At 69.1% G+C, this 22,822-nt stretch carries 20 protein-coding genes and 2 pseudogenes; 7 read left to right on the top strand and 15 right to left on the bottom strand.

The window, feature by feature from the left end; all coding sequences use genetic code 11:
* Positions 1–183 precede the first annotated feature (183 nt).
* Positions 184–1,536, top strand: a complete 1,353-nt coding sequence (locus G3I56_RS17175) for a replication initiator (RefSeq protein WP_164409909.1) — start codon at positions 184–186, stop codon at positions 1,534–1,536.
* Positions 1,537–1,677: 141 nt separating this feature from the next.
* On the opposite strand, the gene G3I56_RS17170 is transcribed toward G3I56_RS17175, so the two are convergent.
* Together G3I56_RS17170 and G3I56_RS17165 are read right to left on the bottom strand one after the other, a co-directional pair.
* A complete protein-coding gene (locus G3I56_RS17170) occupies positions 1,678–2,295 on the bottom strand; it encodes a helix-turn-helix transcriptional regulator (protein WP_164409847.1) in 618 nt (205 codons plus the stop codon).
* A gap of 343 nt (positions 2,296–2,638) precedes the next feature.
* Positions 2,639–4,087 carry a recombinase family protein gene (locus G3I56_RS17165; protein ID WP_164409846.1) on the bottom strand — a complete coding sequence of 483 codons (1,449 nt, stop codon included), beginning with the start codon at positions 4,085–4,087 and terminating at the stop codon, positions 2,639–2,641.
* Between the two features lie 20 nt (positions 4,088–4,107).
* On the opposite strand from G3I56_RS17165, the pseudogene G3I56_RS17160 reads away from it, so the two are divergent.
* Positions 4,108–4,236, top strand: a pseudogene (locus G3I56_RS17160) (EamA family transporter); the annotation flags it as partial.
* A 109-nt stretch (positions 4,237–4,345) separates the two neighbouring features.
* On the top strand, positions 4,346–4,909 hold the full coding sequence (locus G3I56_RS17155; RefSeq protein ID WP_164409845.1) for a cysteine hydrolase: 564 nt from the start codon (positions 4,346–4,348) through the stop codon (positions 4,907–4,909).
* 58 nt (positions 4,910–4,967) lie between these two features.
* On the opposite strand, the gene G3I56_RS17150 is transcribed toward G3I56_RS17155, so the two are convergent.
* The 9 genes from G3I56_RS17150 to G3I56_RS17110 form a co-directional block, all read right to left on the bottom strand.
* Positions 4,968–5,372 (bottom strand): Rid family hydrolase, encoded by a 405-nt coding sequence (locus G3I56_RS17150; protein ID WP_164409844.1) that lies wholly within the window; start codon positions 5,370–5,372, stop codon positions 4,968–4,970.
* 47 nt (positions 5,373–5,419) lie between these two features.
* Positions 5,420–5,986 (bottom strand): GNAT family N-acetyltransferase, encoded by a 567-nt coding sequence (locus G3I56_RS17145; protein WP_164409843.1) that lies wholly within the window; start codon positions 5,984–5,986, stop codon positions 5,420–5,422.
* Positions 5,983–7,452, bottom strand: coding sequence for a metallophosphoesterase family protein (locus G3I56_RS17140; protein WP_164409842.1), 1,470 nt, complete (start codon positions 7,450–7,452; stop codon positions 5,983–5,985). Before G3I56_RS17140 ends, G3I56_RS17145 begins: the two co-directional genes overlap by 4 nt.
* Positions 7,453–7,715: 263 nt before the next feature.
* Positions 7,716–8,966, bottom strand: coding sequence for a serine hydrolase domain-containing protein (locus G3I56_RS17135; RefSeq protein ID WP_164409908.1), 1,251 nt, complete (start codon positions 8,964–8,966; stop codon positions 7,716–7,718).
* 93 nt (positions 8,967–9,059) lie between these two features.
* Positions 9,060–9,464 carry an organic hydroperoxide resistance protein gene (locus tag G3I56_RS17130; protein WP_203690092.1) on the bottom strand — a complete coding sequence of 135 codons (405 nt, stop codon included), beginning with the start codon at positions 9,462–9,464 and terminating at the stop codon, positions 9,060–9,062.
* Positions 9,465–9,703: 239 nt separating this feature from the next.
* Entirely contained in the window at positions 9,704–10,192 is a 489-nt protein-coding gene (locus tag G3I56_RS17125) for a MarR family transcriptional regulator (RefSeq protein ID WP_343239969.1), read from the bottom strand.
* 25 nt (positions 10,193–10,217) lie between these two features.
* Positions 10,218–11,006 carry an ABC transporter ATP-binding protein gene (locus G3I56_RS17120; protein ID WP_164409840.1) on the bottom strand — a complete coding sequence of 263 codons (789 nt, stop codon included), beginning with the start codon at positions 11,004–11,006 and terminating at the stop codon, positions 10,218–10,220.
* Positions 10,994–11,755, bottom strand: coding sequence for a cobalt ECF transporter T component CbiQ (gene cbiQ / locus G3I56_RS17115; protein ID WP_164409839.1), 762 nt, complete (start codon positions 11,753–11,755; stop codon positions 10,994–10,996). The genes G3I56_RS17120 and cbiQ overlap by 13 nt, the downstream gene beginning before the upstream one ends.
* Position 11,756: 1 nt before the next feature.
* A complete protein-coding gene (locus G3I56_RS17110) occupies positions 11,757–12,821 on the bottom strand; it encodes an energy-coupling factor ABC transporter permease (RefSeq protein WP_164409838.1) in 1,065 nt (354 codons plus the stop codon).
* Between the two features lie 149 nt (positions 12,822–12,970).
* Between G3I56_RS17110 and G3I56_RS17105 the strand changes: the two genes are divergently transcribed.
* Positions 12,971–13,318 (top strand): SsgA family sporulation/cell division regulator, encoded by a 348-nt coding sequence (locus G3I56_RS17105; RefSeq protein WP_164409837.1) that lies wholly within the window; start codon positions 12,971–12,973, stop codon positions 13,316–13,318.
* A gap of 108 nt (positions 13,319–13,426) precedes the next feature.
* On the opposite strand, the gene G3I56_RS17100 is transcribed toward G3I56_RS17105, so the two are convergent.
* The 4 genes from G3I56_RS17100 to G3I56_RS17085 all read right to left on the bottom strand — a co-directional run bounded on the left by G3I56_RS17100 (position 13,427) and on the right by G3I56_RS17085 (position 20,041).
* Positions 13,427–15,115 (bottom strand): penicillin-binding transpeptidase domain-containing protein, encoded by a 1,689-nt coding sequence (locus tag G3I56_RS17100; protein WP_164409836.1) that lies wholly within the window; start codon positions 15,113–15,115, stop codon positions 13,427–13,429.
* Between the two features lie 96 nt (positions 15,116–15,211).
* A complete protein-coding gene (locus G3I56_RS17095) occupies positions 15,212–16,843 on the bottom strand; it encodes a penicillin-binding transpeptidase domain-containing protein (RefSeq protein ID WP_164409835.1) in 1,632 nt (543 codons plus the stop codon).
* Positions 16,844–16,941: 98 nt separating this feature from the next.
* A complete protein-coding gene (locus tag G3I56_RS17090; RefSeq protein WP_343239968.1) occupies positions 16,942–18,684 on the bottom strand; it encodes a phospholipid carrier-dependent glycosyltransferase in 1,743 nt (580 codons plus the stop codon).
* 55 nt (positions 18,685–18,739) lie between these two features.
* Positions 18,740–20,041: an RNA-guided endonuclease TnpB family protein gene (locus G3I56_RS17085; protein ID WP_164409833.1), complete on the bottom strand. Its 1,302-nt coding sequence runs from the start codon at positions 20,039–20,041 to the stop codon at positions 18,740–18,742.
* Between the two features lie 283 nt (positions 20,042–20,324).
* Here G3I56_RS17085 and rsmI point away from each other — a divergent pair, with 283 nt between their 5' ends.
* The 3 genes and pseudogenes from rsmI to G3I56_RS43890 form a co-directional block, all read left to right on the top strand.
* Positions 20,325–21,218 carry a 16S rRNA (cytidine(1402)-2'-O)-methyltransferase gene (gene rsmI, locus G3I56_RS17080; protein ID WP_164409832.1) on the top strand — a complete coding sequence of 298 codons (894 nt, stop codon included), beginning with the start codon at positions 20,325–20,327 and terminating at the stop codon, positions 21,216–21,218.
* Between the two features lie 176 nt (positions 21,219–21,394).
* Positions 21,395–21,793 (top strand): hypothetical protein, encoded by a 399-nt coding sequence (locus G3I56_RS17075; RefSeq protein ID WP_164409831.1) that lies wholly within the window; start codon positions 21,395–21,397, stop codon positions 21,791–21,793.
* Between the two features lie 652 nt (positions 21,794–22,445).
* Positions 22,446–22,616: pseudogene (locus G3I56_RS43890) on the top strand (IS5/IS1182 family transposase); the annotation flags it as partial.
* Between the last annotated feature and the right edge of the window lie 206 nt (positions 22,617–22,822).

Here is a 22,822-nt window from a genome sequence, read left to right as displayed (position 1 = left end):
CCGGAACCATCCGCTGAACCTCACCACCCCGCCGACCGCACAAGGAGTGATCCCCATGACCCACACCGCGCCATCCATCCTCATCCGTGCCGCTGCGGCGGCTCACCCCGGAAGGTCACCACCATCACCCCGGAACACATCACCCCGGCCGACAGGCGCGCCGTCCTCGACCGCACGGCGCGCCTGCGCCAACTCCCCGAAACAGACCGAGACGCACTCCACATCGCCCAACACCCCCAATTCGCCCGCTGGCTGGAGCAGATCACCGCAACCGGCGGCTGCACCCACCCCGTCCACCTGTCCGGGTCGACAACGACTCTGGACGCGACAACCGGCGAGATCCTCCGCCACTACGACACCCGTACCGAACCCGGCGAACGCCTCTCCGTCCGCTGCCGCAACCGACGCGTGACTGTCTGCGCCCCCTGCTCACGACTGCACGCGGGCGACACCTACCACCTCGTCCGCGCGGGCCTCCTTGGCGGCAAGAACATCCCCACCACCATCCGCAACCGCCCCCGACTCTTCATCACCCTCACCGCGCCCTCCTTCGGACCCGTCCACCGTGCCGGGGAAGGCCGTTGCCGCCCCCGTCGCGACGGCGGAACCTGCGCACACGGTCGTCCCCTCGGCTGCGGCGCCGTCCACGCCCCGGACGCTCCTGTCATCGGCCAACCCCTGTGCGCCGACTGCTACGACTACACCGGCCACGTGCTGTGGCACGCGCACGCCTCCAAGCTGTGGGACCGGTTCGTCATAGACGTCCGCCGCCGCCTCGCCACCTCGGCAGGCCTCGTCCAGTCCCACTTCGCCGACCACGCCCGGCTCTCCTTCGCCCGCGTCGCCGAATACCAGAAACGCGCGGCCGTCCACGTGCACGCCGTCGTCCGCCTCGACGGCCCGAACGGACCCGACGACCAACCCCCGCCCTGGGGCACGGCGCAACTCCTCATCGACGCCGTACGCGCCTCCGCCCGACGCGTCCTGGTCCGCACCCCATACAGCCCGGCCGTGGGCGAACTGGCCCTGCGCTGGGGCGTCCAGGTCGACGCCCGGCAACTGCACACCGACGGCGACGGACCCGACGATGACGCCGTGGCCGCGTACGTCGCCAAGTACGTCACCAAAGGCGCGAGCGAGACAGGCGCCGGCACCGACCACCCCATCACCACCTGGGGCGACATCGCCTCCGCACCCGTCACCGAGCACGTCCGAACCCTCATGTGGGCGTGCTGGCGCCTCGGCGGCCTCCCCGAGTACGAGCCGCTCCGCCTCCGAGCCTGGGCCCACACCCTCGGCTACCGCGGCCACATCCTCACCAAATCCCGCGCCTACTCCACCACCTACGCCGCGCTGCGCGCCCAACGCGCCCACCACGTCGGCCGCAGCGGCATCCCCGGCACGATCACGGACGTCAACTGGCGTTATGTCGGCTCGGGTCACACCCCCGGCGCGGCTCTAATCGCGGCTGGCATCGCCGAAGACCTCGCCACAAACCGCGAGGTCGCACGCGAAGAGCGTGAGGTACGCCGGTGACGAGACGCCATAGCGAGCAGTGGGCTCGGGCTGTCGAGCGGCAGGCGGCCAAGTTCCCTACACGGATCGGGCCGAAGAGCGCTGCACGACTCGTGCGGCTCCTCGGCCCGTCACGGAAGAGTCTATAAGGATCTGAGTGGTCTAGTCCTGGAAGAGCATGTTGTGTGGATCGATATAGGTGTAAGCAAACCCTACTGCGGTTTCCGATTCAGATTTAAGTTCGCCCCAATACGGGATCTCTGGGAACAGTTGTTCGAACTTGGATCGGATGGCCTGCAAGACCGAAGCGGCGCCGAGTCGATCAGTATCGAACGTGACGTATAGCAGGTATCCGTTGTCCGTGTGATCTTCTAATTGGAAGACTGTGCACCTCTGAATTCCTCCTACTCGTTCGAGGGCCTTGATGAGTTGATCATTGCGGTTGGCGCGAAGCGCGTCCCGTTGAGCTGGCGTGACCGGATCGCATTTCCTGGTGTCCGGTGGGACAGGGGGAGGTGGGGGCTCCGTTACTGTTACAGCCAGAGACCTCAGTTCGATAAGTGGAGCGGGGTCTATGGCCAGGACCTTAGCGAGAGCGTAGATGGTCGCTTCGCTCGGAAGGCCCTCGTTGAGGGCTTTGCTAACGGTCACATACCCCAACCCAGCCCGATGCGCCAAGGTCTTCACCGTGAGCTGCTTCTTCAGGCGACCGCGACGCAGGATTTCCTTGAGTCGGGCGAGTGGATCCCGGCGGTCGGCCTCTGCTGCTACCAGTGTCATAGATCCCCCTCACGTTCAACACCATTCATTATCCTACAGGTTGAACGGATTTGAACGTGGAATCCGTGAGGCTCATCCACGACCTAGCTGATCGTGGAAAGGGAGCACAATGCAACCGTCGCTCACCTCAGTGGCGCTGCTCGCGCTATCTCTCGCGACCGTGATCCTTCTGGCGTTACTGATTGGAACTGGAGCCTGGCTCTTGGCGCTCCTCGATGGCGCGAGCATGCCCACCTCAATTCTGCGAGGGGGTGCGGCCTTCGGGCGTGCTCTCACGCTCCTCCTCGCCCTTTTGGCCCTCATCATCAGCATGTTTGCTTGGCCAAAGAGGTGAGGCGCCTACCTAGTCGAGCGGGTTCGGCTGGATGTCCACCCGCTCGGTGTCGAACCCCCTGCCCTTCCTCGTCGGTGGGCGTACCACCACGGCAGAGAAGAGGAACCGGTAGATCGCGTTCATGCGCGCGTAGTCCTCCTCCTGCTCCAATCGCTCCCAGTTCGCCTCGGCTTCCGGTCCTGCGATCCCCTTCAGGATGACGACCGGTCGCTTCACGGTCCTGCGCTGGCGCTCCTTCATCCGCTTGAGGACCGGCGCACGCATGGCCTGGAAGTCGGCGGTCGTGAAGTCGTCATCGTTGAGCCACAGTTCTTTCAACTCATGCAGCTTCGCCCGGTCCTTCTCGTCCGCTTCGACGTCGGCTTCGGGCCGTACGGTCGTTGGGGGTTCGTGCCCGGTGGTGTCCAGCTTGGTGAGCACCTTGATCGCCACGTCCCGCACGAACGCTTCGAGGGGCTCGGCCACGATCGAGCGATTGCACCTCTCCGGGCCGACGTTGCCAGCGCGGGTACAGCGGTAGTAGGCGTATCGGACACTGTTCGTGCCGCCCATGCGCATCCCACAAGCGCACGTAGCGACACCACGCAGAAGGTAACGTCGGTTCGGCCGCTTCTGACTCTCCCGGGAGCGCTCGGCCCTGTACTGGCTGAACCGCTGCACTTCGTCCCACTGCCCTCGGTCGATGATGGCGGGCCAGGTCCCCACCCCCACCTCTTCGCCCTTGTGCATCCGAATGCCAGCCACGAAGGTCGACGCCAGCAGATGGCGGACGTTCTGGGGCTGCCATGTATTGCCCTTGGACGAGACGATCGAACGTGCTTTGAGTTCCTGGGCGATCCGGGTCGGCGACTCGCCGTCAAGGTAGCGGCGGAAGACCTCTCGAACGATCTCCGCCTCCTCCTCGATGATCGCGCGGCCGTCGGGGGTGTAGCCGTACGGGCGATTGCCGACGTGCGGCTTGCCCTCCCGGGCCTTGTCCTTCAGCGCGTCGATCAGGCGCCGTGACGTGTCGTCAGAAGAACGGCACGCGTGGGCAACCTCAATACGGAGGATGAACCGGTCGTCGGGGTCCGACAGATCGCGTCGGTTCGCCTCGCCGTGCAGCAGGATGCGCTTGTCGTCGGCTATGGACAGCAGCTCTTCCAGGTCCTTGGGCTGCCTCATCAGGCGGTCCGGGTGGTACACGATGACGTGCCGGATCTCTCCGTCCCCCATCGTCTTCAGCATCTCTTCCCAACCCGGCCGCTTGCGGTTGCGCTGCCATGCCGAACGGTTGTTGTCCACGTAGATGTGGGCCGACTCGACGCGGAGTTGAAGCCGTTCGGCGATCTCTCGGCAGATGCGTTCCTGCCGGTCGACTCCGGTCTGGTCCTCGTCCCTGGTGTGCGAGATGCGGCAGTAGATGGCGGCGGGCTCGCCTGGAGTGATGGCGGCCCTCGCTAACTTTGATCGACTCATGCCAATTACTGTATGAGCAACGTATGACATCGATCATCGTCGGCGCGGCCATCGGCGCCGTGTTCTTCAAGGAGCGGTTCGGGGCGCCGAGGATCGCCGCGGCCGGGCTGCTCGTCGTAGGGATCGGGCTGATGCTGCACGCCGGGTAGGGGAAACCTCCACCGCGGCCGGGTTGATCCACGAGACTTGCTCTTGTTTCCCCATGGAATTCCGTTGGGAACTCCCATCGGAATTCCCAACGAGGAAGGGACGGCAAGCATGGCGAACAGCGCGCTTCTGGTGATGGACGTCCAACGGGACGTCGTGGCCATCGCCGACGACGGTTCCGGATATCTGCCGCGCCTGCGCGGAGCGATCGACGGTGCGCGGGCTGCCGGCATCCCCGTGATCTACGTGCGGATGGGCTTACGGCCGGGTGATCCGGAGGTCAGCCCCCGCAACAGGGCGATGGCGAACGCCGTGCGGTCCGGAATGTTCACCGAGGGGGCCCCTGGCGCCGAGATCCATGACGACATTGCGCCCCAGCAGGGCGACGTGGTGGTCACCAAGAGGCGGGGCAGCGCGTTCTCGGGCAGCGACCTCGACCTGGTACTCAGGGCTCGCGACATCGACAGCCTTGTTCTTACCGGCATTGCCACCAGCGCCGTGGTGCTCTCCACCCTGTGGCACGCCATCGATCTGGACTTCGGTCTCACCGTCCTGGCGGACGGTTGCCTCGACACCGACCCCGAGGTGCACACGATGCTCACCGAGAAGCTGTTCCCGCAGTGGGCGGATGTCGTCACCGTCGAGGACTGGCTCAAAGCCATCGCACCGCGATAGTGCGTCTGTCGGGCGATGCTGAGGATGCCCTTGGTTCCGGGTTGTGCGCAGCCCGGAACTAAGGGCGTACCGCCACCGCGTCCACCTCGAAGAGCATCCCCGGCAGGGCCAGCGAGGCGACACCGCTGAGCGTCTGCGCCGGGAGTCGGTCGCCGAAGCGGGCGTGCAGCGCCTTGCCGAGGGTCTCCAGCTTGTCGAGGTCGTGGTCGACGATGAACGTGCCGAGCCGCACCACGTGTTCGTAGCCGAGGCCGACTCCTTCGAGCGCGGAGCGCAGCCGGTCGAAGGCGAGGTCCACCTGAGCCGCGAAGTCGCCGGGGACGGGAGCGCCGGTGGCGTCGGACGCGTACTGGCCGCCGATGTACACGGTCTCGCCTGGCGCCGACACCGCGTGGCTGTAGCCGAAGGGCGTCGGGTCGTGCAGGGCTGGCGGGTTGGTGATCGTGCGCTGGTCGGAGGTCATACCGGGCCAACGCCCGGTGGGTGCCCGCGATTCCGGCGGGCGCTCGCTCAGGACGTCGGGGCCGCGTAACTGCGGAGCTTCACCCACTGGCCCGGCAGCCACTCCTGCTCCACCTCCGCCGCCAGCAGCGTCCAGCCCAGGCGCTCGTACAGGGCCGCCGCTGCCGGGGCTGTCGACGCCACGTCCAGTACCGGGTGCAGGGCGCGGGACTTCGCCTCTGCCGTCGCCCGGGTCATCAGCGCCGCGCCGACTCCTCTGCCCCGGGCCGCCGGATCGACGTACAGGCGGTTGATCACGGCGGTGGGGCCGTCGCTCCAGAGGGCCGCCGCCGCGTTGCCCGCATCGCTGCGGGACAGGACGACGTGGCCGATGACCCCCTCGCCGTCGTCCCCCTCCGCCACCCACACGGCGAGGAGTGAGCGCGGGGTCAGCCAACCGGCCGGGTCGCTGGGCCAGTTGAGGGGGTATGCGTTCTGCTCGTGGATCGTCGCCAGTATGCGCACGCAGGCGTCGAGGTCGGCCTCCGTGCGGGGGCGGACGCGGAACCGGGCTGTGTCGGCAGGGCTGTTGCTTGCTGAGCTTGCCGTGTCTGCCGCGCCTGTCGTGTTTGTCATCCGCGCATGTAAGCACGTACGCCCGACAGGTCGTGGAGGCGCATGCTGTTGCGGTCGGTCACCGAGCGGCCGAGGGCGTGGTGGGGCCAGAGGCCGCCTGCCGTGAGGCGGCTGCGTTCGACCCAGGCGCGGGCCGGGACGCTGCTGTTCTTGTAGTAGTTGAGGGCGTAGCCGCCGGTGTGGACGCGCAGGAGGCAGAAGCCGCCCGGGTAGTCCTTGACCGCGCTGACCTCCTGCTGGGTGACGTGCGGTGCGCCCGTCAGGACCGTGCGTTTGTTGCGGTGGGTGTGGCCCGCGTGGTGGAGGAAGACGCCGGGGGAGGTGGCGTAGGCGTCGACGATCGAGCGGGCCTGGCCGCGGTCGAGGCGCTGGCCTCGGCCCATGGGGAAGACCGAGTCCCGTGTGGTGAGCGGGTGATGGCCGAAGACGACGGTCGGCTGGTCCCGGTCACGCCTCAAGTCGGTCTGGAGCCAAGCCAGTTGCTCTGCACTCAGTCCGCCCGCGTCGCCGCCGTTGCCGTTCTTCTCGTAGGTGTCCAGGCCGATCAGGCGCAGGCCGCCCAGGTCGCGCGCGAAGTAACCGGGGCCGTCGGCGCCGCCCAGGAATCCGTCGCGGAAGGAGTCGTCGGGGTGCCTGGGGCGGTCGTGGTTGCCCCGTACGACGAAGTAGTCCCGTCCGTGGGTGCCGAAGCCGTCCAGGATGCGGCGGGCCTCGGCCAGGTCCCGGGGTGCGCCGGCCGCCGAGATGTCCCCGGCCGCCAGCAGGACGTCCGCCCCGCGCCGGTGGGCCTCCTCGACCATCGCCCGGCTCATGATCTCCGGGTACGGGTCGAGGCCGGGTCGCTGCGAGACCCCGCGCAGCATCGGTACGCCCGCCACCCGGCCCGCCGTGGTCTCGCCGAGGTGCAGGTCGTTGCAGAGGGCGATGGAGAGGAGATGGCGGCCGGGGGGCGGCTGGGGGGTCGTGAAGGAGTAGGGGCCGCCGTGCGAGCCCAGGCCGTGCAGCGAGGTGCCCACCGCGTTGCCGCGCACCAGGTGCAGGGGGGTCGGTGTGGCCGCCCGGCCGCGTGAACGGGCCTGGTAGTAGTACGTCTGGCCCGGTTCCAGGTCCGTCAGCTCGACGTAGTGGTGGGCGGTCGGCCGGCCCTCCGACGCCGTGCGGTCGAGGTGGGCCGGGTGGGTGCCGTACACGACCTCGCCCTCGGTGACCGCGGGGACCAGGTGCCCGAAGCCGTCGTCGGTGCCGGGCACGACCGTGTACCAGGTGATGACGGCGCGGTCCTCGGTGAGCGTGACCAGCTCCAGGTGGAGGGCCGTCACGACGTCGGCGCGCGTGACGCGTTCCTGGCGCGCGGCGAGCGCGGACCGGAGTACGGCGGGCGTGAGCAGCGCGCCGGATCGGACGAGGTCGCGGGGAGCGGGGAACGCCGCCAGGGCGGCGAGGGGAGCGGAGAGACAGCAGCGCATGATCGGAACGTGCCCGTGGCCCGTTAACGGCCGCCGTGGGGACGGGGGCGGCCGGAGGTATGGGGCACGACAACTCCTTGACGTCGGTGCGGTCGGTGCGGGGGTTCTTGAAGCGTACGACTGAGGGCGCGCGCGCATCCCTCACCCGGGGCGATCGCGACGAACGTCACACAACGGGCGCCACGCCCGCTCTGCAGCCCCACCATCCCCATTACCCGCACCACCCCCTATGCCTCCCGCGCCTCCTATGCCTCCCGCGCCTCCTATGTCTCCCGCCCCTCCTGGGCTTCCCGCACCGCCCGTACCAACGCCTGCGCCCGTGCGTCCGCCGTCACGCTCTTGCGGAAGCCGTTCGTCACGTACCCGAACGCGATGCCCGAGTCGGGGTCGGCGAAGCCCAGCGCGCCGCCTCTGCCCGGGTGGCCGAAGGAGCCGGGGGTCAGGAGCGGTGAGGCGCTGCCGTGCAGCATGTAGCCGAGGCCGAAGCGGGTGCCGATGACCAGGACGCGGTCCGGGCCCGCCGACTGCTCGCGCCGGGCCAGCTCGACCGTCGCCGGGGTGAACAGGCGGGTCCCGCCGTCGACCTGGCCGATCAGGGAGGCGTAGAAGCGGGCGAGTCCGTCGGCCGTGGCAATGCCGTTGGAGGCGGGGAGGGCGGCGGCCCGGTACGCGGGGTCGTTCTCGTCCGGGAGCGGGGTGATCGCGGCGAAGGCGCGGCTGGTGAGGGAGTCCGGGTCGGCGTAGGCGTCGGCGACGGACCGTTTGGGGCGCGTTCTGAGGCCCGGGCCCGCCGTCTCCGGTGTCCGGGCCCGGCCCACCCGGCCCACGCGCCCCGCCTCGGCCACCGCCTCCGGCAGCCCGATCCACAGGTCGAGGCCGGCCGGCCCGGCGATCTCGGTGGCGACCCAGTCGCCGATCGGGCGCCCGCTGACCCGGCGTACGAGCTCGCCCGTCAGCCAGCTGTACGTCTGGGCGTGGTACCCGTGGTCCGTCCCCGGCGCCCAGGCCGGCGCCTGGGCCGCGACCGCCGCGGCACCGAGGGCGGGGTCGGCCGCCTGCGCCGGCGTGAGGGGCCGGTCGAGTACGGGGACGCCCGCGCGGTGCGAGAGCAGGTGCCGTACGAGGGTGCGTTCCTTGCCCGCCGCCTTGAACTCCGGCCAGTACTCGCCCACGGGAGCGTCCAGGTCCAGCTCACCGCGCTCGGCCAGCATCAGGAGTACGGCGGCGGCGACACCCTTCGTCGCCGAGCGCACGATCTGCGCGGTGCCGTGCTCCCAGGGCGCAGACCCGGACCCGGACCCGGACCCGGACCCGGACCCGGACCCGGACTCGACGTCCGCGTCCTCGTCCTTGTCCTTGTCGAAGTCCCGTACCCCGGCCCACAGGTCCACGACCCGGTGCCCGTCCTGGTACACGGTCACGGCGGCGCCGCGCTCGCCGCCGGTCGCGAAGTTCCGTACGAACGCGTCTCTGACCGGCTCGAAGCCCTCGGTCACCACGCCGTTCACGTCCACGTTCACGTCTACGTTCAAGTCCACCAGGTCCACGCCGATGTAACGCGCACCTACCCGCTCTCGATTCCTCGGCCCAGAAGGAAACCGGGAGGATCAGCCCAGGATGATCGTCACATCGATGTTGCCGCGGGTGGCGTTCGAGTACGGGCAGACCATGTGCGCCGCGTCCACCAGTTTGGCCGCGATGTCCTGGTCGAGGATCGGCAGCGAGACGCTCAGGGCGACCGCGAGGCCGTAGCCGCGCTGCTTGTTGGGGCCGATGCCGACCTTCGCGGCGACCGTGGAGCCGGTCAGGTCGTAGCCCTCGCGGCGGCCGACCAGGACCAGCGCGTTGTGGAAGCAGGAGCTGTAACCGGCCGCGAACAGCTGCTCCGGGTTGGTGCCGTTGCCGTCGCCGCCCAGCTGTGGCGGCATCGCCACTTTCAGCGCGATCTGGCCGTCCTGGCTGGTGACATCGCCGTCCCGGCCGCCGTGGGCGGTGGCCTCGGCGACGTACATGATCTTCGTGGGACGGGTGTCCGGATGCGCGTCGGCGTGGGCCTCGCTACCGGCCTCGGTACGGGCCTCGACGTCGATACCGGCGTCAGTCACGGCAGAACCTCCACCAAAGCGGACAACAGGAGCATGTGTAGATACTGCGAATACCGCAACTACATCGTGCACAAGGTACCGGCTGGTAGGGATGTATCTCTTACCCGGGGGTAGCAACCGTGGGTAACCTCAGGTCAGTGACCGGCTCAGGTCGAACGCGCCCGGTCGGCCGCCCCCTGTGCCCGCTCCGCCAGCTCCCGCAGGTCGCCCCGCAGCCGGGCGACCTCGCCCCCGCTCAGCTCCGTCGCCGCGAGCAGCGCGCCCGGTACGAGCGCCGCGCGCTCCCGGAGTTCAGCGCCCCGCCCGGTGACACCGACGGACACCGACCGCTCGTCCAGCACCGACCGCTCCCGGCGGACGAGTCCCGCCGCCTCCAGCCGCTTGAGCAGCGGCGACACCGTGCCGTAGTCGAGGCACAGGGCGGTGCCCAGCTCCTTCACGGTCATCTCGCCGCGCTCCCACAGGACCAGCAGCACGAGGTACTGCGGGTAGGTGAGCCCCAGCTCCTCCAGGAGCGGACGGTAGGCGGCGGTCACCGCGCGCTGGGCCGCGTACAGCGCGAAGCACAACTGGTCGTCGAGGCGCGGCGATCCGGGATCGGGTGTGTCGTCGTGCGCGTCCGCTTGTTCGATCACGCGCCCATTGTCCACATGCCCATCGTCATGTGGTGCGGGTGGTGGTGACCGAGCGCGGGTCGAACCCATAGGGCAGTTCCAGGCGGTGGGCGCGCATCAGCTCGTCGTCGGCCAGGAGGTCGCCGGTGCGTCCGTCGGCGGCGATCACGCCCTCGCTGAGGATCAGCGCACGCGGGCACAGCTCCAGGGCGTACGGCAGGTCGTGCGTGACCATGAGGACGGTGACGTCCAACGACCGCAGGATGTCGGCCAGTTCGCGGCGCGAGGCGGGGTCGAGGTTGGAGGACGGCTCGTCGAGGACGAGGATCTCGGGCTCCATGGCGAGCACTGTCGCCACCGCCACCCGGCGCCGCTGCCCGAAGGAGAGATGGTGCGGCGGCCGGCCGGCGAAGTCCGCCATGCCGACCAGGTCGAGGGCGGTACGGACACGCTGCTCCAGCTCCTCGCCCTTCATCCCCGCGGCGGCGGGCCCGAACGCGACGTCCTCGCGGACGGTCGGCATGAAGAGCTGGTCGTCGGGGTCCTGGAAGACGATCCCGACCTTGCGTCGGATTTCGGCCATGTGCCGCTTGCCGACAGGCATCCCGGCCACGCTGACCGTCCCCGCCCCGCCGGTGAGGATGCCGTTGAGATGCAGCACGAGCGTCGTCTTGCCGGCCCCGTTGGGCCCGAGCAGCGCGACCCGCTCACCGCGCCCGACGGAGAAGTCGACGCCGAAGAGCGCCTGGTGGCCGTCGGGGTAGGCGTAGGCCAGCCCGGCCACTTCAAGTGAGGGGGATGGCGGGAGTGAGGGTGAGGTTGTCACAGGATCCATCCCAGCAGACAGACGGCGAGGGCGGCGACGGGCAGGGCGAAGGCGTACGACCACTGTGCCCGGGACGCGGTCACCTCGTCGATGACGGGCATGGAACCGGTGTACCCCCGGCTCACCATGGCCAGATGTACGCGCTCGCCCCGTTCGTACGACCTGATGAACAGCGCGCCGGCGGACTTCGCCAGCACCCCCCAGTGCCGGACCCCGCTCGCCTCGAACCCGCGTGACTCCCGGGCGATCCGCATCCGCCGCATCTCGTCGGCGATGACGTCGCCGTACCGGATCATGAACGAGGCGATCTGCACGAGCAGCGGCGGGAGCCTGAGGCGTTGCAGTCCGAGAAGGAGTTCGCGCAGTTCGATGGTGGAGGCGAGGAGTACGGAGGTGGCGACGCCCAGGGTGCCCTTGGCGAGCACGTTCCAGGCGCCCCAGAGGCCGTTGACGCTGAGCGACATGCCCAGCACGTCCACCCGCTCACCCTGTGCCACGAACGGCATGAGCACGGCGAACGCGACGAAGGGGATCTCGATCAGCAGGCGCTTGAGCAGGAACACGGCGGGCACCTGGGCGGCGCGGGCCACGGCCGCCAGCAGTACGGCGTACACGGCGAAGGCCCACATCGCCTCCCGGGGCGTGGAGACGACCACGATCACGAAGGCGAAAGCGGCGGCGAGCTTGGTGTGCGGCGGCAGCGCGTGCACGGGGGAGTGCGCGTGCCGGTAGAGCCGGTGGGCGTGACCGGCGCCCATGTCAGACGCTCGCGCTCGGGGTAGCGGCCGGGGCCGCTGCGACGTCCTCGTCGGTACGGCGCCTGCGCACCGCCCAGAAGACGCCGGTCCCGGCGACGATCGTGACGCCGACGCCGATCACGCCGGCGAGACCGCCGGAGAGCCGGCCGTCGGTGATTCCCTCGACGGAGTAGTCGGCGAGCGGGGAGTCGGCGGCGGCGTGGTCCTCGACCTTGGCGTCGATGCCCTTGTCCGCGGCGACCTTCTCCAGGCCGTCGGGGCTGGCGGAGGCGTAGAAGCTGACGCCACCGGCGAGGACGAGGGAGGCTGCGAGGCCGGCGAGCCAGACGTTGCGCGTGCGGTGGGAGGGGGCGGGTTCCGGTTCGGGGTCGGGGGTCGCGTCCACCAGCTCGTCGCCGACCCGCAGTCGAAGCTTCTGGCGCAGGCCGCGGGCGCCGTACACGAGGTCCGGTCGTACGGCGATGACGGCGCCGACCGTGAACGCGGTGATCGCGGCCTCGCCGAGCCCGATCAGGACGTGGACGCCGACCATGGCGGTGAGGACCCGGCCGATCGGGACGTCCGTCGTGCCGCCGACGGCGTAGACGAGCGTGAAGGCGAGGGCGGCGGCCGGTACGGAGAGCGCGGCGGCGACGAAGGCGGAGACGGTGACGGAACGGCGCTTCTTGGGCAGCACCTTCACCAGCCCGCGGAAGACGGCGTAGGCGACGACCGTCGTCACGACGGCCATGACCGTGATGTTCACGCCGAGCGCGGTGAGTCCGCCGTCCGCGAAGAGGATGCCCTGCATGAGCAGGACGACGGACACGCACAGGACCCCTGTGTAGGGGCCCACGAGTATCGCGGCCAGTGCGCCGCCGAGCAGATGTCCGCTGGTCCCGGCCGCGACCGGGAAGTTCAGCATCTGCACGGCGAAGATGAACGCGGCCACCAGACCGGCGAGTGGTGCGATCCGTTCGTCCAGTTCGCGCCGGGCACCGCGCAGGCTCACGGCGACGGCGCCGGCCGCGACGACTCCGGCCGCTACGGAGACGGGGGCGTTGATGAATCCATCAGGCACATGCACCGTTCGATGATAGTGGCTTGTTGCGAACGTCTTGCAAGAGCGATGGGAAAGCGGTTTGCTGCATATTTGGGAAAATATGCGACATTGGAGAGGAAGCGGAAGCGGATTCATAGCTTCTGCACAGGTTACGCAGCGTAAGGGGCCGTCGGATGTCCGTAGTCGAGCAGTACGCGCGAGCCCATATCGTCACGGACACGCAGGACGACGACCGTGGCGCGGTCCCCGTGGTCCTGCGCTACGACCCGGACCGGGATCCGCGCGCGGTCCGCATCGGCCTGCCCGGCCCGCACGAGTGGACGTTCTCGCGGTCCCTCCTGGAGGACGGGCTGCGGGCGCCGGTGGGGTCGGGGGAGGTGCGGGTGTGGCCGTGCGGGCGGGTGCAGGCGGTGGTCGAGTTCCACTCGGCGGGGGGTGTGTCGGTGGTGCAGTTCGAGACGAAGACGCTGACGAGGTTTTTGCGGCGTACGTATTCGGCGGGGGCGCGGGTGCCCAGCTGACGTAGGGCGCCCCGTCCCTGGGGGCTGCGCCCCCAGACCCACCTTTCGGCCCTGAAGGGGCCTCGTCCTCAAACGCCGGACGGGCTGGATGGTGCCCGGCCGGGTTGATCAGGAACCCGCCTTCAGCAGTGCCGCGACAATCGGTCCAGCCGTGCTTCCTCCGTGGCCGCCGGACACCACCACGCCCGCGCCTGCCAGGTCTCCGCGGTATGCCGTGAACCAGCCGTTCGGCTTGTCCTGGCCGTCGACCTCGGCCGAGCCCGTCTTCGCCCCGTAGTCCGGGCCCAGCCCGGCCATCGCCTCCGCCGCCGTGCCGTACGCCGCCGTGTACTGCAGCAGTTCCCGAAGCTGGGAGAGCGTCTTCGACGACATCGTCCGGGACGCGGTGGCCAGCGTGCGGCCGTCCACGTCCGCCGAGACCAGATACGGCTGCCGGAACACCCCGGACTCCACCGTCGCCGCCACCGACGCCATGTTCAGCGGGTTCATCCGCACCCCGCCCTGCCCGATCAGCGACGCCGCCATCTGCGCCTGCGACTGCACCGGCACCGAGCCGTCGAAGGTCGAGACGCCGACCGCCCAGTTGTTCATGCCGAGGCCGAACACCTGCTGCGCCTGCTTGGTCAGGCTGTCGTTGTCGAGTTCCTTCGCCTGGCTGATGAAAGCGGTGTTGCAGGACCGCGCGAAGCTCGCCTTGAACGTGCCGCCCTTGATCTCGAACTCGTCGTCGTTCTGGAACTTCCAGCCGCCGTACGTCGAGTACTTCGGGCACGGGTGCGCCTTGTCGGGCGACGCCAGCCCCTTCTCGATGAGCAGCGACGACGTGATGACCTTCAGCGTCGAACCCGGCGCCAACGAGCCCTGGAACGCGGTGTTGAAGCCGTGCGACTGGTTCGCCACCGCCAGGATCTCGCCCGTCGACGGGCGCATGAGCACCACCGACGCCTTCGGCTTCTTCGCGACCTGTGCCTCCGCCGCCGCCTGCAGACTCGGGCTCAGCGTCGTCTTCACGGTGCCCGGCGTGCCCTTGCTCAGCTCCAGCAGGGTCTTGTCGGCCGACTTCGCCGCCTTGGACGCCTTGCCGCGCACGACCCGGAGCTCGATGCCCGCCTTGCCGCCGGCCTTCTTGCCGTACTTCTCCCTGAGGCTGTCCAGAACCGTGCCCAGCGACGGGTACTTGGTGAGCGTCAGCTCACCGCCGTCCCGGTCGACGGCCTTGATCGGCGGGGTGCCGGACTCCCCGGTGAGGAGCTTGTCGCCCTCGGCCAGGTCGGGGTGGACGACCGACGCGTGCCAGTCGACCAGCGGCTTCCCGTCGGACGTACGACGGACCACGGTCAGGGCGCTCTCGTACGTCAGCGGCTTGCTCGTGCCGCCGTACGTCACCGTGCCCTTGACCGTGAAGGGGACCTTGGCGCCCGTCGCCGTACCCGGTGTGATCGTCACGCCGGTGATGTGGGCGTCCTTGGTGTAGCCGGTGAGAAGGGTGGTGGCCGCCGTGGTCGTGTCCGTCGTCGCGGCTGCCGCCTGAGCTGCCTTGCCCGTCTGCCAGGCCGTCAGGAACTGCGTGGCGACCGCCTTGACCTGGGTCGCCGACACGGGACCCGACGGCACCGACGGCTTCCGGTCGGCCGAAGTCGCCGTCGAGGAGCCGTCCTCGGCCGCCGCTCCGCCGCCGTACAGCCCGTACACGCCGAAACCGGCGCCGACGACGACCACGGCGATCATCCCGCCGATCACGGCGGGCCTGGCCTTGGGTGCACTCTGTCGCTCGGCGACGCGCCTTCTCTTGCCCACAGCTCTCGAACCTCCGCGAAATCCTCAGGGTCCCCGTTGCCCTCGTGCACCTCAACGACAACGACCACCCTAGAGTCCCGTACTGTGCGGGTGAGTTCAGCCACCTGTCCGTAGCACGGCTGCGACAATCGGCCCGGCCGCGTCGCCGCCGTGGCCGCCCTCCTGGGTCATGGCCGCCGCCGCGATGTCGCCCCGGAATCCGGTGAACCAGCTGTTGGACTTGGTCTGGCCGTCCACCTCGGCGGACCCCGTCTTCGCCCCGATGTCGCCGCTCAGCCCGGCCATGGCCTGCGTCGCGGTGCCCTGTGTCGCCGTCATCCGCATCATCTCCTTGAGCTGCGCGGACGTGCTCGACGGGAGGCCCTTCGCCTTCGCCAGCTCACGGTTGTCCAGCTTCGGCGACACGAGGTACGGCTGCCGGAACTCACCCGTGATCGCCGTCGCCGTCACCGACGCCATGTTCAGCGGGCTCATCTGGACCTGGCCCTGGCCGATCGCGTTGGCCGCGCGGTCCGGGCCGGGGGAGGCGGGGACGCTGCCGTCGAACGAGGTGATCCCGGTCTTCCAGTTGTCCTGCCCGAGCCCGAACCGCTCCTGGGCCTCGGTCGTCAGCGACTCGTCCGTGAGCGGGTTCGCCTCGGTGCCGTCGATCAGCTTGATGAAACCGGTGTTGCAGGAGCGCAGGAAGTCGTTGGCGAGGGTGGCGTTCTCGTTCGGTGTCATGCCCTTGAGGTTGCTGAAGGTCTGGCTCTTCCAGATCGCGGTCTGCGTGCAGGGCGCCGGGCCGTTCATCGTCGTCACGCCGTTGTCGATCAGCATCGCCGCCGTGACGATCTTCCACGTGGAGCCCGGCGCCAGCGTGCCCTCGAAGGCCGCGTTGAACTGGTCCCCGCGGTGGTTGGCGACCGCCAGCACCTCACCGGTGCTCGGCTTCACGGCGACCACGGACGACTCGGAGAACTTCAGCACCGCCTTCTCGGCGGCGGCCTGCGCGCTCGCGCTAAGCGTTGTCTTCAGCTTGCCCGGCGTGCCCTCGGCGAGCGTCAGCAGCGAGGTGTCGGCGATGTTGGTGTCGGCGTGCCGCACCATCAGCTCGATGCCCGGTGTACCGCCCGCCTTGTCGCCGTAGCGCGCCCGCAGGGTGTCCAGGATCGGCCCGAGGGACGGGTACTTCTCCTTCGTCAGGACCTCGCCGTCCCGGTCCACCGCCTCGATCGGCGCGCTGCCCGCTTCCCCGGTGACCAGGGTGTCCCCGACGGCCTTGAGACCGGGATGCAGGACCGACGGCTTCCAGCCGACCAGCGCCCGCCCGGTCGTCGTACCCCGGACGATCGTCAGGCTGCTCGTGTAGGCGAGCGGCTTGCTCTTGCCCTGGAAGGACACCGTGGCCTTCACCGAGAAGGGCACGGTGGCGCCGGTGGCCGTCCCGGGGGTGATCTTCACCCCGGTGATGTGCGCGGTCGCCTTGTAGTCGCTGATCAGTGTGGCGGCCGGTGCGGCGTTGTCGGTGAGGTCGGCGGCGGCCTGCGCCTGCCCCTTCTCCCAGGCCGCGAAGAACTTCTCGCTGGCCTCCGCGATCTCGTCCTTCGACGGCGGCCCGGTCTTCACGCTCTCCGTGCCGCTGTCCTCGCTGAGCGCGGACACGATGTTGAACGCGCCGTACCCGGCCCCGCCGACCATCACCGTGAACACGGTCCCGACGATGGCGGCCTTCGCTCCCTTACGCATGGGTGTTCCCTCCCCGTTGGCCCATGCACTGTAAGTGGCCTGAGGGACCGCTGTGGAGGATGTTTCTTGTCTTGTCCCAACTCTTGTCCGAAGAGTGACTAGACCCAGGTATCCAGCCACATACGTGAACGCCAGGAGTCGATGGGAATCGCCGTCCCCGTGTACAGCGGCCAGAAGTAGACGAAGTTCCAGGCGATCAGCAGCACCAGCACGCCCGCGCCCGCCGCCCCCGCGACCCGGCGGCGTTCGCTCGACCCCGGTGGGCCGACGATCGCGCCGATCATCATCGCCAGGGCAAGGCAGAGGAAGGGCAGGAAGACGATCGCGTAGAAGTAGAAGATCGTGCGCTCCTGGTACATGAACCAGGGGGCGTAGCCCGCCGCGATCCCGCAGGCGATGGCGCCCGCCCGCCAGTCGCGCCGGAACAGCCACCGGTACAGGACGTACAGCACCGCGAAGCAGGCCGCCCACCACAGGAGGGGCGTGCCGAGGGCCAGGACCTCGCGGGCGCACTGCTCGCCCGAGTTGGTGGGGCAGCCGCCCTTGCCGGGTTCGGGGGACTCGTAGAAGAACGAGACCGGGCGGCCCAGGACCAGCCAACTCCACGGGTTCGACTGGTAGTTGTGCGGGGTGTGCAGGCCCACGTGGAACTCGTACACCATGTGCTCGTAGTGCCAGAGGCTGCGCCACCAGTCGGGGAACAGCCAGGACCAGCTGCTGCCCTTGCCCTCGGTCGCGGCCCAGTCGCGGTAGTAGCCGCCCTTGCCGTTCGACGGCGAGAGGATCCAGGCCGTCCAGGAAAGGATGTACGTGACGACGGCGACCGGGACCGTGGCCAGGAACGCCCAGCCCAGGTCACGCTTGAGGACCGCCTCGTACGGGTGACGGGCGCCGGCGACCTTGCGGGAGCCGACGTCCCACAGCACCGCCATCACGCAGAACGCGGCCAGGATGTACAGGCCGTTCCACTTCGTGCCGATGGCCAGGCCCAGCATCAGGCCCGCGAGCCAGCGCCAGGGGCGCACGCCGAAGCGGGTCGTCTCGGCGATGTGGGCGTCCGGCCGTACGGCGCCGTCGGCGTCCGGCGGTAGCGCCGCCGCCAGCCGTTCGCGGGCCCTGTCGCGGTCGACGACCAGGCAGCCGAAGGCGGCGAGGACGAAGAACTGAAGAACGCCGTCGAGGAGCGAGGTGCGGCTCATCACGAAGGCCAGGCCGTCCACCGCCATCAGCGCGCCCGCCAGGCAGCCCAGGAACGTGGAGCGGAAGAGGCGCCGGCCGACGCGGCACAGGATCAGGATCGACAGCGTGCCCAGCAGCGCCGTCATGAAGCGCCAGCCGAACGGATTGAACCCGAACATCCATTCGCCGAGCCCGATGACGTACTTGCCGACGGGCGGATGCACGACATACGCCGGATCCGAGGGGATCGCCACGTGCCCGTCGGTCTTCAGGATCAGGTCGTTGACGTCCTTGTCCCAGTTGACCTCGAAGCCCTTGTGGATGATGCCCCACGCGTCCTTCGCGTAGTACGTCTCGTCGAACATCACCCGCTTCGGACTGCCCAGGTCCCAGAAGCGCAGCAAGCCCGCCAGCAGTGTCACCAGCAGCGGTCCGCCCCAGCCCGACCAGCGCGTGATCCGGTCGGAGAGGGCCGGCGGCACCCCCAGGGTCGCCCACAGACGGGGGTTCGGCTCGGTGTACGGCGGCACCAGCCGGTCCCGGACATCGCTTCTCGGCTTTGCCGTGTATCCGTATCGGCGCAGCCGCTGCTGCCACGCCGGCCGTTGCTCTGGCGAGGGGTCGCTTGGCCGGATGTCCGTGGAGGGCGCGGTACTGGTCACCGCGCCATCGTAGGGAACAGCTCTGTGTGAGTCCCTTGACATCCTCCCCCTCCTTTTAAAAGAGGAGGATTTCAACCGGTTTGGGTTGAGGTTCACGGACGTTCTTCGACCGCGTGGGCGGTGTCGTCCCTCCGGCACCGGCTGTTCGCCGGGGGCGGGGGATCCCGCCCTGTCCTGCCGCGACGTTGGCTGCTGCGTTGGTGTCCGCGTTGCAGGTGAAGCCGCAGGAGGAGCAGACGAACTCGGCTTGGCTCTTGCGCGAGTTCTTGTCGATCCACCCGCAGGCGCTGCACCGCAGACTTGTGTACGGGGCGGGCACGTCCTCAACCCGGCCGGGGGCCTTGTGTCCGGTGCGCTGCCGCAACAGGCCCCAGCCCTGGGCGAGGATGCCCCGGTTCAGCCCGGCCTTCTGCGCCACGTTCCTGCCGGGCTGTTCCACCGTGCCCTTCGCGGAGCGGGTCATGTTCCTGATGTCCGGCTTTTCGAAGCGGATCAGGTCACCGGTGCGGGCGAGCAGGGTGCTGGTCTTCTCGCACAAGTCCTTGCGGCGGTTCGTCTCCCGTGCCTTGAGCTTCGCGGCCTTCGCATACTCGGCTGTCTTCCGTTCACTGCCCTTGGGTGCGCGGGCGGCGCGCCGCTGGTGCTTGCGGATCTGGGCCCGTTCCCGGGCGGTGAGCTGCGGGCAGTTCAGTTTCCGCCCATCGGAGAGGGCGGCGGTTACGGTGATGCCGCGGTCGATGCCGATGACCGTGTCCGTGCCGGGCGCGGGCACCGGGTCGGGGACGACGGCGAATGCCGCATGCCACTGCCCGTTGCGGAAGGTCACCCTGAACGTCTTCGCGTCCGGCAGTTGCGCGCCCTTGCCGCTGGTGCTGAGGCGAAAGCGGACCCAGCCGCAGCCGGGCACCTTGACCTGCGCCCAGCGCCGGTTCAGCTTCCGCACGACCACTGAGCGGCCCATGACCTGTCGGCCGGTCCTCGCGTTCAGCTTCGGCGTGCCGTCGTCGTGGTGCTCGGGCACGCGGTCGGTGCCGATGACACGGAAACCCTCATGCACGAACTTCTTGCGCCAGGTCGGCTCACCGAACCCGGACGTGAAACGTGCGCTCTTGGCCGTAGCGAAGTCCTTGAGCGCCTGCTGCTGGACGTCCGCGTTCCCCGCCGCCAACCACTCGCTCGCCCGCCGGGCCTCGGTGAGCTGACGGCACTGCTCGGCGAACGAGGGCGCGGACCCGCGGCCCGGCTTCCAGTGTGCATGCTGCTCGACGGCAAGGTTGTAGACGTACCGGGCGTGCGCGCAGTGCAGCAGCATCTGCTGCTCCTGCTCACTCGTCGGGTACATCCGGAAACGTGCCATGCCGCGAAACGTAGACCACACGTTCCCCAGCCGTGCACCTCATCGACGACTGTCACCCGTGCGAGTGACCATCCCGCCGACCTGGCCACCGGTACCAGGTCCCTCGACTTCCCGCCACCACCCGTCCCGGGCATCCCGGACAGCGACGCCGGATCGTTCTGGCAGCGATCCGGCTTCTCCTGCCCCTCTCCGCGGAAGCGGGCATTCACCCCGGCTGAAGGACCGGGCACTCTGCCCGAAAGCCAAGTGGAGGGCCCCTTGGAGGCCCTGCGAGGATGGAAACGTGACAGGAACCTTGGTTTTGGCAGGCACCCCCATCGGCGACATCACGGACGCGCCTCCCCGGCTCGCGGCGGAACTGGCGGGCGCCGACGTCATCGCGGCCGAGGACACCCGGCGGCTGCGCCGGCTCACGCAGGGGCTCGGCGTGCAGCCCAAGGGCCGGGTGGTGTCGTACTTCGAGGGCAACGAGGCCGCGCGCACCCCCGAGCTGGTCGAGGCGCTGCTCGGCGGCTCGCGGGTGCTGCTGGTGACGGACGCGGGCATGCCGTCGGTGTCAGACCCGGGCTACCGGCTGGTCGCCGCCGCCGTGGAGAAGGACATCAGGGTGACGGCCGTACCCGGCCCGTCCGCCGTGCTCACCGCGCTCGCGCTGTCCGGGCTGCCCGTCGACCGCTTCTGCTTCGAGGGCTTCCTGCCGAGAAAGGCGGGCGAACGCCTCTCCCGGCTTCGGGAGGTGGCCGAGGAACGGCGCACCCTCGTCTACTTCGAGGCCCCGCACCGCCTCGACGACACCCTCGCCGCCATGTCCGAGGTGTTCGGCACCGACCGACGGGCCGCCGTCTGCCGGGAGTTGACGAAGACGTACGAGGAGGTCAAGCGCGGTCCGCTGGCCGAGCTGGCGGAGTGGGCCGCGGCGGGCGTACGGGGTGAGATCACCGTCGTCGTCGAGGGCGCCCCCGAGAAGGACGGCGGCGAACTCGGCGCCGAGGAACTGGTGCGGCGGGTGCGGGTGCGCGAGGAGGCGGGGGAGCGGCGCAAGGAGGCCATCGCGGCGGTTGCGGCCGAGGTGGGCCTGCCGAAACGGGAGGTGTTCGACGCGGTCGTGGCCGCGAAGAACGCGGAGAAGGCCGAGGGCGCTGGAAGCACGGGAAGTGCGACGCCGGTCACGCCATAAGGGGGCAAAGGGGAAGGGTGGAAGGCAAAGCCCGGACCTCGGATCCGGGCCGTTCCCACAAGGAATGGCCAAGACGCCTTCAACAGTCGACAGGTCTGATGCCTTCACGTCGGCGGAGGCGTCCACTGGTTCACAGGACGCACCCGTCCTTTGTCCAGCGGACAAGAGGAGCTGGCATGAGCGAGATCACCGGCCACCGCAGCACGGCCACCGCCGTCGTTCACGAGTCGTATTCCTTCGCCTGCATGCGCTGCGGGCACGGCTGGGAACAGTCGTACGAGATCGAGCACCACATCGACGCCGAGGGCGCCGAGATGGTGATGTACGTGGCGGAGGGCCGCGTCGTCCCGTCCCCGCTGACCCGTCCCACCTGCCAGAACTGCGACGGCCATGTCGTACGCATCATGCGGGCGGGGCAGGTGTCGTCGGTGCAGAACTCGATGCACAGGCAGCGCTCGGCCCCCAAGGCGGTACCGGCGACGGATGCTGCCGCCGCCGAGCCGGGGGAGCCGAAGGAAGACCACCACTGGCACCTCTCGGATCTCCTGCACCCGTTCCACCGCAAGGCGAGTTAGGGTCCTGCGCCGGAGATCCGTCGGCAGGAGCAGGCGGGGGAGTCGAGGATCTGTTCGGCGGTCCTGGTCCAGATGAACGGCTTGGGATCTTCGCTCCAGTTCTTGACCCAGGCACGGTGCCGGCTCCGAGCGACTGGACGTTCTTTTCTGCGCCATGGCGGATCATCCGGTCGGCCAGGAAGCCGAACCACCGCTCCTCCTGGTTGATCCAGGAGGAGCGGGTCGGGGTGGAGCGCAGCTGGAACTGCGGGTGTTCGCCCAGCCACGTCCTGATCGCGGAAGTCCATTGGGCGCCGTAGTTTTCCATGACCAGGTGGATCCGCAGATGTGCGGGCACCTTTTTGTCGATGCGGATCAGGAACTTCCTGAACTCTGCTGCGCGGTGTCGGCGGGTCCCGACGAGGAACTGACGCACCAGAGGCAGAAGTCCCACAACAACTGACGACCGACTACTGGCGCGGGACGCCAGGAATTCGGGGCGGAGCGAGCCCCTGCGGGTAGGTGTCCGTCGCTCGCTGTGATCGCGATGCCGGCGCTACGGCCCGTGAGGTCTCCAAGTCCGGGCAGGTGTAAGGCCCCTGGTGGGAACGATCTTGCGACAGATTGTTCTGACCGAGGGGCCTTACCTGTCGGTCGGCGTCACATACATGTTGTTCTCGATCTGCGCTGGTTTATCGACTGCACCCGCTTTTCCCGGCTCGCCCGCGACAACGGCCTGTCGGCCCCCACCGCCCACCGCCTACCGCTGTCTCGCGAGGGATTGGCCGTCCTGGTGGCTGGGGCAACGCACCCCGCGACCGCGACGGAGCGTGCGAAGGCACCCTGACATTTGTCAGGGGCAGCGCAATCACTGGGTGGCATACCGTCGCATCAACCGCGCATCACAGCACAGTTCTCACGGATGTGCGGCGTTGTGTCTGTGCAAACGCGTTCAGCCGCACCTTTGCTGAGAGCAGCGTCCCTCATCAACCACATGAACATGAGGAGAAGCCCGATGCCTAAACCATTCATGCGCCGCCGCGGAAGCTC

Origin of the sequence: Streptomyces sp. SID12488, from assembly GCF_010548275.1 — a bacterium.
Lineage (GTDB): Bacteria > Actinomycetota > Actinomycetes > Streptomycetales > Streptomycetaceae > Streptomyces.
The sequence above is the reverse complement of the archived record's forward strand: the minus strand, read 5'-3'. Positions and strand labels throughout refer to the sequence as shown.

Coding starts and splice junctions, on each gene's coding strand:
- G3I56_RS17170 (WP_164409847.1), bottom strand. CDS start 2,295: ATGACACTGGTAGCAGCAGAGGCCGACCGCCGGGATCCACTCGCCCGA.
- G3I56_RS17165 (WP_164409846.1), bottom strand. CDS start 4,087: ATGAGTCGATCAAAGTTAGCGAGGGCCGCCATCACTCCAGGCGAGCCC.
- G3I56_RS17155 (WP_164409845.1), top strand. CDS start 4,346: ATGGCGAACAGCGCGCTTCTGGTGATGGACGTCCAACGGGACGTCGTG.
- G3I56_RS17150 (WP_164409844.1), bottom strand. CDS start 5,372: ATGACCTCCGACCAGCGCACGATCACCAACCCGCCAGCCCTGCACGAC.
- G3I56_RS17145 (WP_164409843.1), bottom strand. CDS start 5,986: ATGACAAACACGACAGGCGCGGCAGACACGGCAAGCTCAGCAAGCAAC.
- G3I56_RS17140 (WP_164409842.1), bottom strand. CDS start 7,452: ATGCGCTGCTGTCTCTCCGCTCCCCTCGCCGCCCTGGCGGCGTTCCCC.
- G3I56_RS17130 (WP_203690092.1), bottom strand. CDS start 9,464: ATGTACGTCGCCGAGGCCACCGCCCACGGCGGCCGGGACGGCGATGTC.
- G3I56_RS17120 (WP_164409840.1), bottom strand. CDS start 11,006: ATGGATCCTGTGACAACCTCACCCTCACTCCCGCCATCCCCCTCACTT.
- cbiQ (WP_164409839.1), bottom strand. CDS start 11,755: ATGGGCGCCGGTCACGCCCACCGGCTCTACCGGCACGCGCACTCCCCC.
- G3I56_RS17105 (WP_164409837.1), top strand. CDS start 12,971: ATGTCCGTAGTCGAGCAGTACGCGCGAGCCCATATCGTCACGGACACG.
- G3I56_RS17095 (WP_164409835.1), bottom strand. CDS start 16,843: ATGCGTAAGGGAGCGAAGGCCGCCATCGTCGGGACCGTGTTCACGGTG.
- G3I56_RS17085 (WP_164409833.1), bottom strand. CDS start 20,041: ATGGCACGTTTCCGGATGTACCCGACGAGTGAGCAGGAGCAGCAGATG.
- G3I56_RS17075 (WP_164409831.1), top strand. CDS start 21,395: ATGAGCGAGATCACCGGCCACCGCAGCACGGCCACCGCCGTCGTTCAC.